A 17785-nucleotide genomic window follows, 5' to 3' on the forward strand; every position below is an offset into this window, starting at 1 on the left:
GCCACGCAAATTATGCTCACCCGCCTGCGCGAAATAGTCGAAAAGGTGGCCAGTGCTCCGCGTCTTAATGAAGCGCTGAATATTCTGGTTACTGACATCTGTCTTGCGATGGATACAGAGGTCTGCTCGGTTTATCTGGCCGATCATGACCGGCGTTGTTATTACCTCATGGCGACGCGGGGGCTTAAAAAACCGCGCGGTCGTACTGTCGCACTCGCGTTTGATGAAGGTATCGTCGGCCTGGTTGGCAGGCTGGCGGAACCTATCAACCTCGCTGATGCGCAAAAACATCCCAGTTTTAAATACATCCCCTCGGTAAAAGAAGAACGCTTCCGCGCCTTCCTTGGGGTGCCAATCATTCAGCGTCGTCAACTGCTGGGCGTCCTCGTTGTACAGCAGCGCGAACTGCGCCAGTACGATGAAAGCGAAGAATCTTTCCTGGTGACGCTCGCCACGCAGATGGCGGCGATCCTGTCACAATCTCAGCTTACCGCCCTGTTCGGCCAGTATCGCCAGACGCGTATTCGCGCGCTACCGGCGGCGCCGGGTGTGGCGATCGCCGAAGGCTGGCAGGATGCGACGCTACCACTGATGGAGCAGGTATATCAGGCCTCGACGCTGGATCCCGCTCTGGAGCGTGAGCGCCTCACCGGCGCGCTGGAAGAGGCGGCAAATGAGTTTCGCCGTTACAGCAAGCGGTTTGCCGCTGGCGCGCAGAAAGAGACCGCCGCGATATTCGATCTCTATTCGCACTTGCTTTCCGATGCCCGTCTGCGACGTGAGCTGTTTACCGAGGTCGATAACGGCTCGGTGGCGGAGTGGGCGGTCAAAACGATCATCGAAAAGTTTGCCGAACAATTTGCCGCGCTGAGCGACAACTATCTCAAAGAGCGTGCGGGCGACCTGCGTGCGCTGGGCCAACGCCTGCTGTTCCATCTCGATGATTCCATACAAGGGCCAAATGCATGGCCAGAACGCTTCGTGCTGGTGGCTGACGAACTCTCCGCCACGACGCTAGCGGAACTGCCGCAGGACCGGCTGGCGGGCGTTGTTGTTCGCGACGGGGCGGCCAACTCCCATGCCGCGATCATGGTCCGTGCCCTGGGCATTCCCACCGTGATGGGCGCCGATATTCAGCCGTCGGTGCTGCACCGGCGTACGCTGGTGGTGGATGGCTACCGCGGTGAGCTGCTGGTCGATCCTGAACCGGTATTGATTCAGGAATATCAGCGGCTTATCAGCGAAGAGAACGAGCTCAGCCGGCTGGCGGAAGATGACGTCAATTTACCCGCACAGCTGAAAAGCGGTGAGCGGGTCAAAGTTATGCTGAACGCGGGGCTCAGCCCGGAGCATGAAGAAAAGCTAGGCAGTCGTATTGACGGCATTGGCCTGTATCGCACCGAAATCCCCTTTATGCTGCAAAGCGGTTTCCCTTCTGAAGAGGAGCAGGTGGCGCAGTATCAGGGCATGTTGCAGATGTTTAACGACAAGCCGGTGACGTTGCGAACGCTGGACGTTGGCGCGGACAAACAGTTGCCGTACATGCCAATCAGCGAGGAGAATCCCTGCCTGGGCTGGCGGGGGATCCGCATTACGCTCGATCAGCCGGAGATCTTCCTTGTCCAGGTGCGGGCGATGCTGCGCGCCAATGCGGCAACGGGCAACCTGAGTATTCTGCTGCCGATGGTAACCAGTATTGATGAGGTGGATGAAGCGCGCCGCCTGATTGAACGTGCGGGCCGCGAAGTGGAAGAGATGATTGGGTACGCGATCCCGAAACCGCGTATCGGCATCATGCTGGAAGTGCCGTCGATGGTCTTTATGCTGCCGAATCTGGCGAGCCGTATCGACTTTATCTCCGTCGGGACTAACGATCTGACCCAGTACGTGCTGGCGGTGGATCGCAACAATACGCGCGTTGCCAGCATCTACGACAGTCTGCATCCGGGGATGTTACGTGCGTTGTCGATGATTGCGCAGGAAGCCGAGCGTAGTGATATTGACCTGCGCGTGTGCGGCGAAATGGCGGGCGATCCGATGTGTGTCACCATCCTGATTGGACTGGGTTTCCGCCATCTTTCAATGAACGGTCGTTCCGTGGCGCGCGTAAAATACCTGCTGCGCCGCATTGATTACGAAGAGGCAAAAATCCTTGCCCAACGCAGCCTTGAGGCGCAACTGGCAACGGAAGTGCGCCATCAGGTGGCGGCGTTTATGGAGCGTCGCGGCATGGGCGGCCTGATTCGCGGGGGGTTGTAAAAGCGCTATACAGATCTTTTACATCTTCCCGACAGCCTCACAGAACCTCGTATGCTATCATTCGCTCCTTTGGAGCGCCTGTAAGCAGTGGGTGCGCATATCGCTCGCTGAGTTTTTTCAGCGAAATAACAAGAACTTGTGGTGACAGATGACCAGTAGCTATCTGCATTTTCCGGAATTCGATCCGGTCATTTTCTCAATTGGACCCGTTGCACTTCACTGGTACGGCTTAATGTATCTGGTTGGCTTCATTTTCGCGATGTGGCTGGCGACGCGCCGAGCCAACCGTCCGGGCAGCGGCTGGACCAAAAATGAAGTCGAAAACTTACTCTATGCAGGTTTCCTCGGGGTCTTCCTCGGGGGGCGTATTGGCTACGTGCTGTTCTATAACTTCCCGCTGTTCCTGGATAATCCGCTGTACCTGTTCCGCGTCTGGGATGGGGGCATGTCCTTCCACGGTGGTTTGATTGGTGTGATTCTGGTGATGATCATTTTCGCCAAACGCACGAAGCGCAGTTTCTTCCAGGTCTCTGATTTTATTGCGCCGCTGATCCCGTTTGGCCTGGGGGCCGGGCGTCTGGGCAACTTTATCAACGGTGAACTGTGGGGGCGTGTCGACCCGAATTTCTCTTACTCCATGCTGTTTCCAGGGTCGCGCACTGAAGATATTCTGCTGCTGCAAACCAACCCGCAATGGCAATCTATTTTTGATACCTACGGCTCCCTACCGCGCCACGCGTCTCAGCTCTATGAGATGGCGCTGGAAGGCGTAGTGCTGTTTATCATTCTTAACCTGTTTATTCGTAAACCGCGTCCGATGGGGTCAGTCTCCGGGCTGTTTTTGATTGGTTACGGCGCGTTTCGTATCATTGTTGAATTCTTCCGTCAGCCGGATCAGCAGTTCACCGGTGAATGGGTACAGTACATCAGCATGGGACAGATCCTCTCGATTCCGATGATTGTCGCTGGTGTGATCATGATGGTTTGGGCCTATCGCCGTCGCCCACAGCAACACGTTTCCTGAGGAACCATGAAACAGTATTTAGAACTGATGCAAAAAGTGCTGGATGAAGGCACACAGAAAAACGACCGTACCGGAACCGGAACGCTTTCCATTTTTGGTCATCAGATGCGTTTTAACCTGCAGGAAGGATTCCCGCTGGTGACGACAAAACGTTGCCACTTGCGCTCCATCATCCACGAGCTGCTGTGGTTCCTGCAAGGTGACACCAACGTGGCCTATCTGCACGAAAATAACGTCACTATCTGGGACGAATGGGCAGATGAAAACGGCAACCTTGGCCCGGTGTATGGCAAACAATGGCGCGCCTGGCCAACGCCGGACGGTCGCCACATTGACCAGATCACGACGGTGCTGAACCAGTTGAAAAATGATCCCGATTCGCGCCGTATTATCGTTTCGGCGTGGAACGTCGGCGAACTGGACAAAATGGCGCTGGCGCCGTGCCATGCGTTCTTCCAGTTCTATGTTGCGGACGGCAAACTCTCCTGCCAGCTGTATCAGCGCTCCTGCGACGTGTTCCTCGGCCTGCCGTTTAACATCGCCAGCTATGCGTTGCTGGTGCATATGATGGCGCAGCAGTGCGATCTGGAGGTCGGCGATTTCGTCTGGACCGGTGGTGATACGCATCTGTACAGCAACCACATGGAGCAGACGCATCTGCAACTGACTCGCGAACCGCGCGCGCTGCCGAAACTGGTGATTAAACGTAAACCTGATTCCCTCTTCGACTACCGCTTCGAAGATTTTGAAATCGAGGGTTACGACCCGCACCCGGGGATAAAAGCGCCGGTTGCTATCTAAACGGGGTTTATCCTGTCATAGCCGACGCCTTTGCGCGTCGGTTTTTTTTACCCTAATTTTGGTTTTTCGGTACGGGTTCCTGAAATGATGCAACCTGCTGCAACAGGATAAATTTCTTTCGTAACGCGCCGAAAAAGCTGAATTCTCGCCTCGTGTTAACCTCCCGACGCGTCATACTGCCGCCATGAATACACAGCAGGGCTATACGCTCATCGAAACGCTGGTCGCGATGCTTATTATTATCAGCCTGAGTGCAACAGGACTCTACGGCTGGCAGCAGTGGCAGCAACAGCAACACCTCTGGCAGACCGCCTGTCAGCTGCGCGATTTCTTGCTGCAGCTACGAGAGGATGCCAACTGGCATAACCGCGATCACATCATTACCGCCATCAGGGAGGACGCGTCATGGTGTCTTGTCAGTTCGACAGCCTTACGAAATACCTGTACGCCGCGCTCTGCGCTCGTTTTTGTGCCGCTCTGGCGCGATGTCGACCTCGTCGGGATTACAGCTTCACTGGCGTTTTATGGTCAGCGCAACACCGCGTGGCCGGGGAATATCCGCCTGAAAAATGCGACAGGCGAATGGCGAGTGGTGGTTTCGCCGTGGGGACGCATTCGCTTGTGCGAGCGCGACGATACCGAGGGGTGTCGGTGAGTGAACGCGGTTTTTCTCTGCTTGAGGTGCTGATTGCGATGGCGATCAGCAGCGTGCTGTTGCTGGGCGCCGCCCGTTTTTTACCGGCGTTACAGCGCGATATTTTACAGCAGACCCGCAAACTCGCGCTGGAGGATGACGTGTGGCAGCGGGTGTACACCGTCGCGAAGCATCTCCAGCGCGCAGGATATTGCCACGGTAGCTGTAGTGGTGATGGGGTAAACATTACCAACGCGGGACAGTGTGTCATTGTTCAGTGGGATGCCAACGCGAATGGCGTCTGGGAAAGCGAGCCGGTAAAGGAGGCTGAACAAACCGGGTTTCGTCTGAATGACAACGTGCTGGAGACGCAGCGCGGCGCCAAAACGTGCAGTGGAAAAGGATGGGATAAAATGACCGATCCTGACGTCGTACAAATTACGGCATTTGAAGTTGTGCCTCAGGATATCGCGGGCTTTGCGCCCGAGTTGACCATACATCTGCGCGGCGCAAGCCGGGGGGATCCGCAAACCGTGGTCGATGCGCGCTACAGCGTTACCGGTTTTAATTTATGAACCGCGAACGGGGCGTCTCCTCTCTGGCGCTGGTTCTGTTGCTGTTAGTCCTCGGCAGCCTATTGTTGCAGGGGGTTAACCAGCAGCAGAGCAGTTTTGCTTCGCGGGTGACGATAGAAAGCCAGGCTCTGCAACGCCAGGCTGTCGTACAGTCAGCCATGGAGTGGGGCAGGATGCAGCCATGGTCGATAAGCTCGGATAAACCGTGTCGGTACTACGGGGAAGTCAATGTCCCCGTCTGCCTGCGCAGACTCGCCAACAGTCGCGCTTTGCTTATTGCCAGCTATCAGGGAACCTCCATATGGCGAGAAGGTGAGCAACAGGAGGAAAGCGTCGTCTTTTCTCTTCATGGCTGGAGCGATTTCTGTCCGCTACGGGAGGTTGCGCTATGCCAACTCCCCTGAGCCGCCAGCGCGGGTTTAGCTTGCCAGAGGTGATACTGGCAATGGTTCTCATGGTGATGGTGGTGACGGCGCTTTCCGGATACCAGCGCGCGCTGATGAACAGTTTTTTCATCAGGGGCCAGTACCTGCAGCTCTGGCGGCAGGGCTGGCAGCAGACGCAACTGCGTTCGTTTTCGCCACCTGTTAACTGGCAGGTTAACCGGATGCAGACAACGCAGGCGGGATGTGTCAGCATCAGCGTTACGCTATCTTCACCTCAGGGCAGGCAGGGAAAAATGACACGCCTGCACTGTCCAAACCGTTAGTTGCCAGGAGTCTCTATGTTAAGGGTCTACCACTCAAACCGTCTGGATGTGCTGGAAGCATTGATGGAGTTCATCGTCGAGCGCGAGCGGTTGGACGATCCTTTTGAGCCGGAAATGATTCTGGTGCAGAGTACCGGGATGGCGCAGTGGTTACAGATGACCCTTTCGCAGAAATTTGGTATTGCCGCCAACATAGAATTCCCACTTCCGGCCAGTTTTATCTGGGATATGTTCGTCCGCGTACTGCCGGAGATCCCCAAAGAGAGTGCCTTCAACAAACAAAGCATGAGCTGGAAGTTGATGACGCTACTCCCGCAACTGCTGGATCATGACGACTTCGCGCTGCTACGCCACTATCTGACGGACGATACTGATAAACGTAAGTTGTTTCAGTTGTCGTCGCGCGCGGCGGATCTTTTCGATCAGTATCTGGTGTACCGACCGGAATGGCTAACCCAGTGGGAAGCGGGGCGAACGGTTGAAGGGTTGGGAGAGGCGCAATGCTGGCAGGCGCCGCTGTGGAAGGCGTTGGTGGAATATACTGATGCGCTGGGGCAGCCGCGCTGGCATCGTGCCAATCTCTATCAACGGTTTATCCAGACCCTCGAAAACGCTGACTGCTGCCCGCCAGAACTCCCTTCTCGTGTGTTTATCTGCGGGATCTCCGCGTTGCCACCTGTATACCTACAGGCACTGCAGGCGCTCGGTAAACATATCGATATTCATCTGCTCTTCACCAATCCCTGCCGCTACTACTGGGGCGACATCAAAGATCCGGCGTATCTGGCAAAACTGCTGGCACGTCAGCGGCGACATAGTTTTGAAGACCGTCATTTACCGTTGTTTCGTGACAATGCGAATGCCGAAAGTTTGTTTAACGGCGATGGCGAACAGGATGTCGGTAACCCGATGCTGGCTTCGTGGGGAAAACTGGGACGCGACTACATTTATCTGCTCTCCGAACTGGAAAACAGCCAGGAGCTGGATGCGTTTGTCGACATTACGCCGGATAACCTGCTGCATAACATCCAGGCCGATATCCTTGAACTGGAAAACCGCGCAGTGGCGGGCGTGAGTCTGGAAGAGTATTCCCGCAGCGACAATAAGCGACGCCTTGATCCAAACGACGCCAGCGTCACCTTCCACGTCTGTCATAGCCCACAGCGTGAAGTCGAAGTTCTCCACGATCGTCTGCTGGCAATGCTGGAGGCAGACCCAACGCTCACGCCGCGCGACATCATCGTGATGGTGGCCGATATCGACAGCTATAGCCCGTTTATTCAGGCGGTTTTTGGCAGCGCCCCTGCGGAGCGTTATCTGCCTTATGCGATTTCCGATCGCCGGGCGCGTCAGTCGCATCCGGTGTTGCAGGCGTTCATCAGCCTGCTGTCTCTGCCTGACAGTCGTTTTGTTTCTGAGGATGTGCTGGCGCTGCTGGATGTCCCGGTGCTGGCGGCGCGCTTCAATATCAGCGAAGAAGGATTGCGTTATTTGCGGCTATGGGTCAATGAATCGGGCATTCGCTGGGGCATTGATGACGACAACGTGCGGGAACTGGAACTTCCGGCAACGGGACAGCATACATGGCAGTTTGGCCTGACGCGCATGCTGCTGGGCTATGCCATGGAAAGTGCGCAGGGCGAGTGGCAGTCCGTTCTGCCTTACGATGAGTCCAGCGGACTCATCGCCGAACTGGTAGGGCATCTGGCGTCGTTACTGATGCAGCTTAATCTCTGGCGTCGTGGCCTGGCACAGGAACGCCCACTGGAAGAGTGGCTGCCAGTGTGTCGTGAGATGCTCAACGATTTCTTCCTGCCTGATGCTGAAACCGAGGCGGCCATGACGCTGATTGAGCAACAGTGGCAAGCGATCATCGCCGAAGGAATGGAGGCTAAGTATGGTGACGCGGTCCCGCTGTCGCTACTGCGCGATGAGCTGGCGCAGCGGTTGGATCAGGAGCGAATTAGTCAGCGCTTTTTGGCCGGGCCGGTAAACATCTGTACGCTGATGCCGATGCGTTCCATTCCCTTCAAAGTGGTTTGTCTGCTGGGAATGAACGACGGTGTTTATCCGCGCCAGCTTGCGCCGCTTGGTTTTGATCTTATGAGTCAGAAACCCATGCGCGGGGATCGCAGTCGTCGTGATGATGACCGTTATCTGTTCCTCGAAGCCTTAATTTCTGCCCAGCAGTCGCTTTACATCAGCTACATCGGGCGTTCGATCCAGGATAACAGCGAACGTTTTCCTTCCGTGCTGGTGCAGGAACTGCTCGATTACATCGGACAAAGCCACTACCTGCCGGGTGACGAGGCGTTAACCAGCGATGAGAGCGAGAAACGGGTGAAAGCACATATCGCTCGCCTGCATACCCGTATGCCGTTCGATGCGCAAAACTTCCTGCCTGGTGAACAGCAAAGCTACGCCAGCGAATGGCTACCAGCGGCAAGCCGTCGTGGAGAAGCCCATAGCGATTTTGTGCAGCCGCTAGCCTTTGATATGCCAGAGACGCTGAGTCTGGAAACGCTGCAGCGCTTCTGGGCGCATCCGGTGCGGGCGTTTTTCCAGCAGCGTCTGCAGGTTAATTTCCGCTCCGAAGAGCAAGAGATCCCGGACACCGAACCGTTTACCCTGGAAGGGCTGACCCGTTATCAGCTCAACCAGCAGTTACTGAACGTGCTGGTTGAACAGGATGATGCCGAACGTCTGTTCCGTCGCTTCCGCGCGGCGGGGGATCTGCCGTATGGGGCCTATGGCGATATCCTCTGGGAAGCTCAGCATCAGGAAATGCAGACGCTGGCGGACAGGATCGTGGCTTGTCGTCAGCCGAGCCAAAGCCTGGAGGTTGATCTGCACTGCAACGGCGTACAGTTGACCGGCTGGCTGCCGCAGGTGCAGGAAGATGGTCTGTTGCGCTGGCGGCCTTCGTTAATCAGCATTTCACAAGGCGTGCAACTTTGGCTCGAACACCTTGTCTATTGTGCCTGCGGGGGAAAAGGTGAAAGCCGGCTGTTTTTGCGAAAAGACGGAGAGTGGCGATTCCCACCGCTGGAGCAAGAGCAGGCATTGGGGTATCTGGCGCAACTGATTGACGGATATCGCGAAGGGATGTCCGCACCGCTGCTGGTGTTACCGGAAAGCGGCGGCGCGTGGATAAAAACCTGTTATGACGCGGCAAATGATGCCATGTTAGATGACGATGATACGCGACAAAAAGCCCGCGTGAAGTTTATGCAGGCTTACGAAGGCAATATGGTCGTGCGTGGCGAAGGCGAGGATATCTGGTATCAGCGCCTGTGGAGACAACTGGACTCAGAAACCTATGAGGCCATTATTTTGCAGTCACAACGTTACCTGCTTCCGCTTTTCAGATTTAATCAGTCGTGATGATTGTATAAAAATTGCGCAATTTTGATGCTTCCTTTATGATGCGTTGCCCTGCTCAGAGAAGCATCCAATGTGTCTTTGCGCAGAAAGAAAGTTAATGATGAGGTTCTTGAATGCCCCGCAGCACCTGGTTCAAAGCGTTACTGTTGTTGGTCGCCTTTTGGGCGCCCTTAAGTCAGGCAGATACCGGTTGGCAACCCATTGCGGAAACCATCCGTAAAAGCGACAAAGATACCCGCCAGTATCAGGCCGTCCGTCTGGATAATGGCATGGTGGTATTACTGGTATCCGACCCGCAGGCGGTGAAATCGCTTTCTGCGCTGGTGGTGCCCGTGGGGTCGCTGGAAGATCCCGATGCACATCAGGGACTGGCACATTATCTTGAACACATGTGTCTGATGGGATCGAAAAAGTACCCACAGGCCGATAGCCTTGCGGAATACCTCAAACTGCACGGCGGTAGCCACAATGCCAGCACCGCGCCGTACCGCACGGCGTTCTATCTGGAAGTGGAAAACGACGCGCTTACCGGTGCTGTTGACCGCCTGGCCGATGCCATTGCTGAACCGTTGCTGGATAAAAAATATGCCGAGCGTGAGCGCAATGCGGTAAACGCTGAACTGACGATGGCGCGTACCCGTGACGGGATGCGGATGGCGCAGGTGAGTGCGGAAACCATCAACCCGGCTCACCCCGGTTCACGTTTTTCCGGCGGCAACCTGGAAACCTTAAGCGACAAACCGGGGAATCCGGTGCAACAGGCATTGCGCGATTTTCACAACAAGTACTACTCCGCCAATCTGATGAAAGCGGTTATCTACAGCAATAAGCCGTTGCCGGAACTGGCAAAGATTGCTGCAGAGACCTTTGGGCGAGTACCCAACAAGAATATCGAAAAGCCGGAAATTACCGTTCCGGTCGTCACCGATGCGCAGAAGGGCGTTATCATCCATTACGTTCCTGCGCTGCCGCGTAAAGTGCTGCGCGTTGAGTTCCGAATCGACAACAACAGCGCGCAGTTTCGCAGTAAAACCGACGAGCTGATCACCTATCTGATTGGTAACCGTAGCCCGGGTACGCTTTCTGACTGGCTGCAAAAGCAAGGACTGGTGGAAGGCATTCGCGCGGACTCCGATCCGGTAGTCAACGGCAACAGCGGTGTGTTAGCCATTTCCGCTACCCTGACCGACAAAGGGCTGGCGAACCGCGAAGCGGTGGTTGCGGCTATTTTCAGCTATCTTAATCTGTTACGCGAAAATGGCGTCGATAAACGCTACTTTGACGAGCTGTCGCATGTGCTTGATCTCGACTTCCGTTACCCGTCGATCACCCGTGATATGGACTACGTCGAATGGCTGGCGGATACCATGATCCGCGTGCCGGTGGAGCATACTCTGGACGCAGTGAACATTGCCGATCAATACGATGCGAAAGCCATTCAGGCGCGTCTGGAGATGATGACGCCGCAAAATGCGCGAATCTGGTACATCAGCCCAAAAGAACCGCACAACAAGACCGCTTACTTTGTTGATGCGCCTTATCAGGTCAATAAAATCAGCGAACAGACGTTCAGCGACTGGCAGAAAAAAGCGCAGGAGATAACCCTGTCGCTGCCGGAACTGAACCCCTACATTCCTGACGATTTCACGCTGATCACGCCGGAAAAGAAATACGACCGTCCGGCGCTGATTGTCGATGAGCCTGATCTGCGCGTGGTATACGCTCCGAGCCAGCATTTCGCCAGCGAACCCAAAGCGGACGTGAGCGTCATTCTGCGTAATCCGCAGGCGATGGACAGCGCCAGAAACCAGGTCATGTTTGCGCTGAACGACTATCTGGCGGGAATTGCGCTCGATCAGTTAAGTAACCAGGCGGCGGTGGGCGGTATCGGTTTCTCAACCAACGCCAACAATGGCTTAATGCTCAATGCTGACGGCTATACGCAGCGTCTGCCGCAACTTTTCCAGGCGTTGCTGGAAGGTTATTTCAGCTACACCGCCACCGAAGAGCAGCTTGAGCAGGCGAAATCCTGGTATAGCCAGATGATGGATTCCGCCGAAAAGGGGAAAGCCTACGAGCAGGCGATTATGCCGGTGCAGATGATCTCTCAGGTGCCCTATTTCTCCCGCGATGAGCGGCGTGCGCTGCTGCCGTCAATCACCCTGAAAGAGGTGATGGCCTACCGTGACGCGTTGAAAACGGGCGCTCGTCCGGAGTTTCTGGCGGTTGGCAACATGAGCGAAGCACAGGTCACGACGATGGCGCGGGATATCCGGAAACAGCTGGGGGCGAACGGTTCCGAATGGTGTCGCAACAAAGATGTGCTGGTGGATAAGAAGCAGTCGGTCATTTTTGAAAAAGCGGGCAGCAGTACTGACTCCGCGCTGGCGGCAGTCTTTGTCCCTGTCGGTTATGACGAGTATGCCAGCGCGGCCTACAGCGCCATGTTGGGCCAGATTGTCCAGCCATGGTTCTACAATCAACTGCGAACGGAAGAGCAGTTAGGGTATGCGGTGTTTGCCTTCCCGATGAGCGTCGGACGCCAGTGGGGAATGGGCTTCCTGCTGCAAAGCAGCGATAAACAGCCGCCGTATCTCTGGGATCGCTACAAGGCGTTTTTCCCCACGGCGGAAGCAAAACTGCGGGCAATGAAACCGGAAGAGTTCGCCCAGATTAAGCAGGCTATCGTCGCGCAGATGTTGCAGGCACCGCAAACGCTGGGCGAAGAAGCATCGAAATTAAGCAAAGATTTCGATCGCGGCAATATGCGCTTCGATTCACGTGATAAAATTGTGGCTCAGATAAAACAGCTGACGCCGCAAAAACTTGCTGATTTCTTCCATCAGGCGGTGGTCGAGCCGCAAGGCATGGCGGTACTGTCGCAGATTTCCGGCGGTCAAAACGGGAAGCCACACTATGTGCACCCGGAAGGCTGGAAAGTGTGGGACAACGTCAGCGCGTTGCAGCAAACTTTGCCCCTGGTGAGAGAACAGAATGAATGATGTCGCCGAGTCCCTTGATCCCCTGCGCTTGCCCCTCACGGGCGAGCGCCTGATTGAAGCCTCTGCGGGCACCGGCAAAACCTTTACCATCGCGGCGCTCTATCTGCGCCTGCTCCTCGGGCTCGGCGGTTCCTCCGCCTTTCCCCGCCCCCTGACCGTTGAAGAACTGCTGGTGGTGACCTTTACTGAGGCCGCCACCGAAGAGTTGCGCGGGCGTATCCGTAGTAATATTCATGAGCTGCGTATCGCCTGCCTGCGCGAATCGACTGACAATCCCCTTTATGCTCGTCTGCTGGACGAGATCGACGATAAAAAGCAGGCGGCTCAGTGGCTGCTGCTCGCCGAAAGGCAGATGGATGAAGCGGCAGTGTTCACCATCCACGGTTTTTGCCAGCGCATGCTGAGTCTGAATGCCTTCGAATCCGGCATGTTGTTTGAGCAACAGTTGATCGAGGATGAATCATTGCTGCGCTACCAGGCCTGTGCGGATTTCTGGCGTCGACACTGTTACCCCTTGCCACGTGAAATTGCTCAGGTAGTGTTTGAAACGTGGAAAGGGCCGCAGGCGCTGCTGGTGGATATTAACCGTTACCTGCAAGGGGAAGCGCCGGTTATCAAAGCACCACCGCCGGATGACGAAACGCTGGCGTCCCGTCATCAACAGATCGTGCAGCGAATCAATGCGCTTAAGCAACAGTGGTGTGACGCGGAGGGTGAGCTTGAGGGGTTGATGGAAGCCTCAGGCATTGACCGGCGTAAATTTAACCGTGGCAACCAGGGGAAATGGATCGAGAAGATCCGCGCCTGGGCGCAGTCCGGAACGCAAAGCTACCAGTTGCCAGAAGCACTGGAGAAATTCTCTCAGCGTTTCCTTGAAGACAGAACCAAAGAAGGCGGTGTTGTGCCGCAGCATCCGCTGTTTGTCGCGATTGATGAATTACTGGCGGAACCTCTGACGCTCAGAGATCTGGTGATCACCCGCGCACTGGCGGAGATCCGTGAGACGGTGGCGAAAGAAAAACGCCGCCGGGGTGAGCTGGGGTTTGACGATATGCTCAGCCGACTGGATAGCGCGCTGCGCAGTGAAAGCGGCGATGCGCTGGCGGCGGCGATCCGTACCCGCTTCCCGGTAGCGATGATTGATGAGTTTCAGGATACCGATCCGCAGCAATACCGTATTTTCCGTCGTATCTGGCAGCATCAGCCAGACACCGCGCTGTTGCTGATTGGCGACCCGAAGCAGGCGATTTATGCGTTTCGCGGCGCGGATATTTTTACCTATATGAAGGCCCGCAGTGAGGTCAGCGCGCACTATACCCTCGACACCAACTGGCGTTCCGCCCCAGGCATGGTGAACAGCGTCAACAGGCTGTTTAGCCAGATGGACGACGCCTTCATGTTCCGCGAGATCCCGTTCCAGCCGGTGAAATACGCCGAAAAAAATCAGTCGCTGCGTTTTGAATTTCACGGTGAAACTCAGCCCGCAATGACGATGTGGCTGATGGAAGGGGAAAGCTGCGGAATAGGGGATTATCAAAGTCATATGGCGCAGGTGTGTGCCGCGCAGATCCGCGACTGGCTGAAGGCCGGGTTGTGCGGAGAGGCGATGCTTATCAGCGGTCGTGATGTGCGTCCGGTGAGCGCGGCGGATATCAGCGTGCTGGTGCGTAGCCGCCAGGAAGCGGCGCTGGTGCGCGATGCTCTGACACAACTGGCGATTCCGTCCGTCTATCTTTCCAATCGCGACAGCGTGTTTGAAACGCTGGAAGCGCAGGAGATGCTCTGGGTGCTACAGGCGGTGATGGCGCCGGAAAAAGAAAATACACTGCGCAGCGCGCTGGCGACTTCAATGATGGGGTTGAACGCACGCGACATTGACATGCTCAACGGCAATGAAAATGCCTGGGATCAGGTGGTCGATGAGTTTGTCGGCTACCGCCAGATCTGGCAAAAACGCGGCGTGATGCCGATGCTGCGCGCGTTGATGTCAGCGCGACAGATTGCGGAGAACCTGCTGGCAACAGCGGGCGGTGAGCGTCGCCTGACCGATATTTTGCACATCAGTGAGCTGTTGCAGGAGGCCGCTTCGCAACTGGAAAGCGAGCATGCGCTGGTGCGCTGGCTCTCGCAGCATATTCTTGAACCTGACAGCAATGCCTCCAGCCAGCAAATGCGTCTGGAAAGCGACAGCCATCTGGTGCAGATCGTCACCATCCACAAGTCAAAAGGGCTGGAGTACCCGCTGGTCTGGCTGCCGTTTATTACTCATTTCCGCGTTCAGGATCAGGCGTTTTATCATGACCGCAACTCGTTTGAAGCGGTCCTGGATCTGAGCGAGGCGGACGAAAGCGTGGCGCTGGCTGAAGCCGAAAGGCTGGCGGAAGATTTGCGTTTACTGTACGTGGCGCTGACGCGTTCAGTCTGGCACTGCAGTCTGGGCGTTGCGCCTCTGGTTCGCCGTCGTGGCGATAAAAAGGGCGATACCGATGTGCATCAGAGCGCGCTGGGGCGTTTGCTGCAAAAAGGCGAACCGATGGATGCCGCCGGGCTACGCGCGGCAATAGACGCAGTTTGCGATGAGAACATCGTCTGTCGTATTCCGGAAGCGGTCAGTATGGAGCCGTTGCCTGGCGCCGTTGCGAGCGAGGCGTCTCTGAATGCCCGACGGGTACAACGAACGCCGGGCGACAACTGGCGGGTGACCAGTTATTCCGGCCTGCAACAGCGTGGTCACGGCATCGCACAGGATCTCATGCCGCGACTGGACATCGATGCGGCAGGCGTCGGTGAGGTGGTTGAGGAGCCGGAACTGACGCCGCATCAGTTCCCACGCGGCGCGTCGCCGGGGACATTTTTACACAGCCTGTTTGAAGATCTCGATTTTACCCAGCCGGTTGAGGCCGCCTGGGTGCAGGAAAAGCTGGAGCTTGGTGGCTACGATGCCAACTGGGAACCGATCATCACCGCGTGGGTGACGGCGATTCTCCATGCGCCGCTTAATGAGTCTGGCGTCAGCCTGAGCCAACTGTCTGCGCGTGAAAAACAGGTCGAGATGGAGTTTTATCTGCCCATTAGCCAACCGCTTATTGCGGAAAACCTGGATGCGCTGATCCGCCAGTTTGACCCGCTCTCGGCGGGCTGTCCGCCACTGGAATTCGTCCAGGTTCGCGGAATGCTGAAGGGCTTTATCGATCTGGTATTTCGTCACAACGGGCGCTATTACCTGCTGGATTACAAATCGAACTGGCTGGGTGAAAACAGCGCCGCTTACACCCCAGAGGCGATGGCGGTGGCCATGCAGGCGCATCGCTACGATTTGCAGTATCAGCTCTATACCCTCGCGCTGCACCGGTATTTACGCCATCGCATCGCAGATTACGACTACGAGCGCCATTTTGGCGGCGTGATTTATCTGTTCCTGCGCGGTGTGGACAGCACACAGCCGCAGCAGGGGATTTACACCACTCGCCCGGCGGGTGAGTTGATTACCCGGATGGACGAGATGTTTGCCGGTGTGGCGCTGGAGGAGGCATCATGACGCTACAGAAGCGCTTGCTTGAGGCCGTCGAGCAGAAGCAACTGCGCCCCCTGGATGCGCAATTCGCGCTGGCGGTGACCGGCGAACATGAACCCGCCGTGACGCTGGCAGCGGCGTTACTCAGTCGGGATGCCGGAGAAGGGCACGTCTGTTTACCGCTCACCCGACTGACGAGGGATGCTGACCTGCCGCCGCTCCTGGCTGCCTGTCTGAGTGAGACAGACGAACCGGCGGACTGGGCGGAATGCCTGCTCGCTTCCGACGCCGTCAGTCGTGGAGAGCGGCCATCGCCGATGGTCCTTCACGGCGATCGCCTGTATCTGAACCGGATGTGGCGCAACGAACGTACCGTTGCTCATTTCTTTAGCGAGGTGAATCGGCCCATTGAGGTGGATGAAGCCTTGCTGACGCAAACGCTGGAAGCGCTGTTCCCGACGACAAACGAAATCAACTGGCAAAAAGTCGCCGCGGCGGTGGCGCTGACCCGCCGTATTTCGGTGATTTCTGGCGGGCCGGGGACGGGAAAAACGACGACCGTGGCGAGACTGCTGGCAGCGCTGATCCAGATGGCGGAAGGCGAGCGTTGCCGTATTCGCCTGGCGGCGCCGACAGGTAAAGCTGCGGCGCGTTTGACAGAGTCCTTAGGCAAGGCGCTGCGCCAGTTGCCGCTGACGGATGAACAAAAGAAACGCATCCCGGATGATGCCAGCACTCTGCACCGGTTGCTGGGCGCGCAACCCGGCAGTCAGCGCTTACGCCATCACGCGGGCAACCCGTTACATCTGGATGTGCTGGTGGTGGATGAGGCGTCAATGATCGACCTGCCGATGATGTCGCGCTTGATCGATGCGTTGCCGCCGCACGGGCGCGTTATTTTCCTCGGCGATCGCGATCAGCTTGCCTCGGTCGAGGCGGGGGCGGTGCTGGGAGATATCTGTGCCTGGGTGAATGCGGGCTATACCCCTGAACGGGCGCAGCAACTGGCTCGCCTGACGGGGATGCCCGTTCCGGCAGGTGCTGGTCAAGAAGCCGCCATGCTGCGGGACAGTCTTTGTTTGCTGCAAAAGAGCTACCGTTTTGGCAGCGATTCCGGCATCGGACAACTGGCTGCGGCGATTAACCGCGGTGACAAGGCGGCGATAAACGGCATTTTCCAACAGGGCTTCAGCGATATCGATAAACGGACGCTTGAGAGCAGTGAAGATTACACCGCCATGCTTGAAAACGCGTTGGCAGGTTATGAACTCTATCTGCAACGGCTTCAGGCGCGCGCGGAGCCGGCATTAATCATTCAGGCATTCAATGAGTTCCAGCTGCTGTGCGCGCTGCGCGAAGGGCCGTTTGGCGTAAGCGGACTGAATGAACGCATCGAACTGGCTATGCAGCAAAAGCGCAAAATTTATCGCCTGCCACATTCCCGTTGGTATGAAGGACGGCCAGTGATGATTGCCCGTAACGACAGCGCGCTGGGCTTGTTTAACGGCGATATCGGCGTGGCGCTCGATCGTGGGCAAGGATTAAGAGTCTGGTTTGCGATGCCGGATGGCAGTATTAAGTCTGTGCAGCCCAGTCGCCTGCCGGAGCATGAAACGACCTGGGCGATGACGGTGCACAAATCTCAGGGCTCGGAGTTCGATCATGCCGCGCTGGTGTTACCCACGCAGCGCACGCCAGTGGTGACACGGGAACTGGTGTATACCGCCGTCACCCGCGCACGTCGCCGCCTGTCGTTATATGCCGATGAACGCATTCTTGGCAGTGCGATTGCCACCCGAACCGAACGACGCAGTGGGCTGTCAACGTTGTTTAAATGAGAGGTTGCCGGATGGCGCTTGCGCTTATCCGGCCTCGTTAAGTGC

The 17785-nt window shown here is 56.6% G+C and carries 11 protein-coding genes; all 11 read left to right on the top strand.

The window, feature by feature from the left end; translation table 11 throughout:
• Positions 1 to 12: 12 nt before the first annotated feature.
• The 11 genes from ptsP to recD all read left to right on the top strand — a co-directional run bounded on the left by ptsP (position 13) and on the right by recD (position 17740).
• Positions 13 to 2259 carry a phosphoenolpyruvate--protein phosphotransferase gene (ptsP, locus tag WM46_RS24865; RefSeq protein WP_061075183.1) on the top strand — a complete coding sequence of 749 codons (2247 nt, stop codon included), beginning with the start codon at positions 13 to 15 and terminating at the stop codon, positions 2257 to 2259.
• A gap of 148 nt (positions 2260 to 2407) precedes the next feature.
• Positions 2408 to 3283, top strand: coding sequence for a prolipoprotein diacylglyceryl transferase (gene lgt / locus WM46_RS24870; RefSeq protein ID WP_102603653.1), 876 nt, complete (start codon positions 2408 to 2410; stop codon positions 3281 to 3283).
• A gap of 6 nt (positions 3284 to 3289) precedes the next feature.
• Complete coding sequence (thyA, locus tag WM46_RS24875) at positions 3290 to 4084, top strand: thymidylate synthase (protein WP_061075182.1); 795 nt, start codon at positions 3290 to 3292, stop codon at positions 4082 to 4084.
• Between the two features lie 184 nt (positions 4085 to 4268).
• Positions 4269 to 4739: a prepilin peptidase-dependent protein gene (locus tag WM46_RS24880; protein WP_102603654.1), complete on the top strand. Its 471-nt coding sequence runs from the start codon at positions 4269 to 4271 to the stop codon at positions 4737 to 4739.
• Positions 4730 to 5293 carry a prepilin peptidase-dependent protein gene (locus tag WM46_RS24885; RefSeq protein WP_102603655.1) on the top strand — a complete coding sequence of 188 codons (564 nt, stop codon included), beginning with the start codon at positions 4730 to 4732 and terminating at the stop codon, positions 5291 to 5293. Before WM46_RS24880 ends, WM46_RS24885 begins: the two co-directional genes overlap by 10 nt.
• Positions 5290 to 5697 (top strand): DUF2509 family protein, encoded by a 408-nt coding sequence (locus tag WM46_RS24890; RefSeq protein ID WP_061075179.1) that lies wholly within the window; start codon positions 5290 to 5292, stop codon positions 5695 to 5697. Before WM46_RS24885 ends, WM46_RS24890 begins: the two co-directional genes overlap by 4 nt.
• Complete coding sequence (locus WM46_RS24895; protein ID WP_102603656.1) at positions 5682 to 6002, top strand: prepilin-type N-terminal cleavage/methylation domain-containing protein; 321 nt, start codon at positions 5682 to 5684, stop codon at positions 6000 to 6002. The genes WM46_RS24890 and WM46_RS24895 overlap by 16 nt, the downstream gene beginning before the upstream one ends.
• A gap of 15 nt (positions 6003 to 6017) precedes the next feature.
• Positions 6018 to 9386 carry an exodeoxyribonuclease V subunit gamma gene (recC, locus tag WM46_RS24900; RefSeq protein ID WP_102603657.1) on the top strand — a complete coding sequence of 1123 codons (3369 nt, stop codon included), beginning with the start codon at positions 6018 to 6020 and terminating at the stop codon, positions 9384 to 9386.
• A 113-nt stretch (positions 9387 to 9499) separates the two neighbouring features.
• Positions 9500 to 12388 carry a pitrilysin gene (gene ptrA, locus WM46_RS24905; RefSeq protein ID WP_102603658.1) on the top strand — a complete coding sequence of 963 codons (2889 nt, stop codon included), beginning with the start codon at positions 9500 to 9502 and terminating at the stop codon, positions 12386 to 12388.
• Entirely contained in the window at positions 12381 to 15926 is a 3546-nt protein-coding gene (recB, locus tag WM46_RS24910) for an exodeoxyribonuclease V subunit beta (protein ID WP_102603659.1), read from the top strand. The genes ptrA and recB overlap by 8 nt, the downstream gene beginning before the upstream one ends.
• Complete coding sequence (gene recD, locus WM46_RS24915) at positions 15923 to 17740, top strand: exodeoxyribonuclease V subunit alpha (RefSeq protein WP_102603660.1); 1818 nt, start codon at positions 15923 to 15925, stop codon at positions 17738 to 17740. Before recB ends, recD begins: the two co-directional genes overlap by 4 nt.
• The last annotated feature ends 45 nt before the right edge of the window (positions 17741 to 17785 follow it).

The sequence above is a fragment of the Citrobacter freundii complex sp. CFNIH2 genome (assembly GCF_002880615.1).
Lineage (GTDB): Bacteria > Pseudomonadota > Gammaproteobacteria > Enterobacterales > Enterobacteriaceae > Citrobacter_A > Citrobacter_A amalonaticus_F.

Excerpts from the sequence above, each read along its gene's own strand:
- ptsP (WP_061075183.1), top strand. The coding sequence starts at position 13 with ATGCTCACCCGCCTGCGCGAAATAGTCGAAAAGGTGGCCAGTGCTCCG.
- lgt (WP_102603653.1), top strand. The coding sequence starts at position 2,408 with ATGACCAGTAGCTATCTGCATTTTCCGGAATTCGATCCGGTCATTTTC.
- thyA (WP_061075182.1), top strand. The coding sequence starts at position 3,290 with ATGAAACAGTATTTAGAACTGATGCAAAAAGTGCTGGATGAAGGCACA.
- WM46_RS24880 (WP_102603654.1), top strand. The coding sequence starts at position 4,269 with ATGAATACACAGCAGGGCTATACGCTCATCGAAACGCTGGTCGCGATG.
- WM46_RS24890 (WP_061075179.1), top strand. The coding sequence starts at position 5,290 with ATGAACCGCGAACGGGGCGTCTCCTCTCTGGCGCTGGTTCTGTTGCTG.
- WM46_RS24895 (WP_102603656.1), top strand. The coding sequence starts at position 5,682 with ATGCCAACTCCCCTGAGCCGCCAGCGCGGGTTTAGCTTGCCAGAGGTG.
- recC (WP_102603657.1), top strand. The coding sequence starts at position 6,018 with ATGTTAAGGGTCTACCACTCAAACCGTCTGGATGTGCTGGAAGCATTG.
- ptrA (WP_102603658.1), top strand. The coding sequence starts at position 9,500 with ATGCCCCGCAGCACCTGGTTCAAAGCGTTACTGTTGTTGGTCGCCTTT.
- recB (WP_102603659.1), top strand. The coding sequence starts at position 12,381 with ATGAATGATGTCGCCGAGTCCCTTGATCCCCTGCGCTTGCCCCTCACG.
- recD (WP_102603660.1), top strand. The coding sequence starts at position 15,923 with ATGACGCTACAGAAGCGCTTGCTTGAGGCCGTCGAGCAGAAGCAACTG.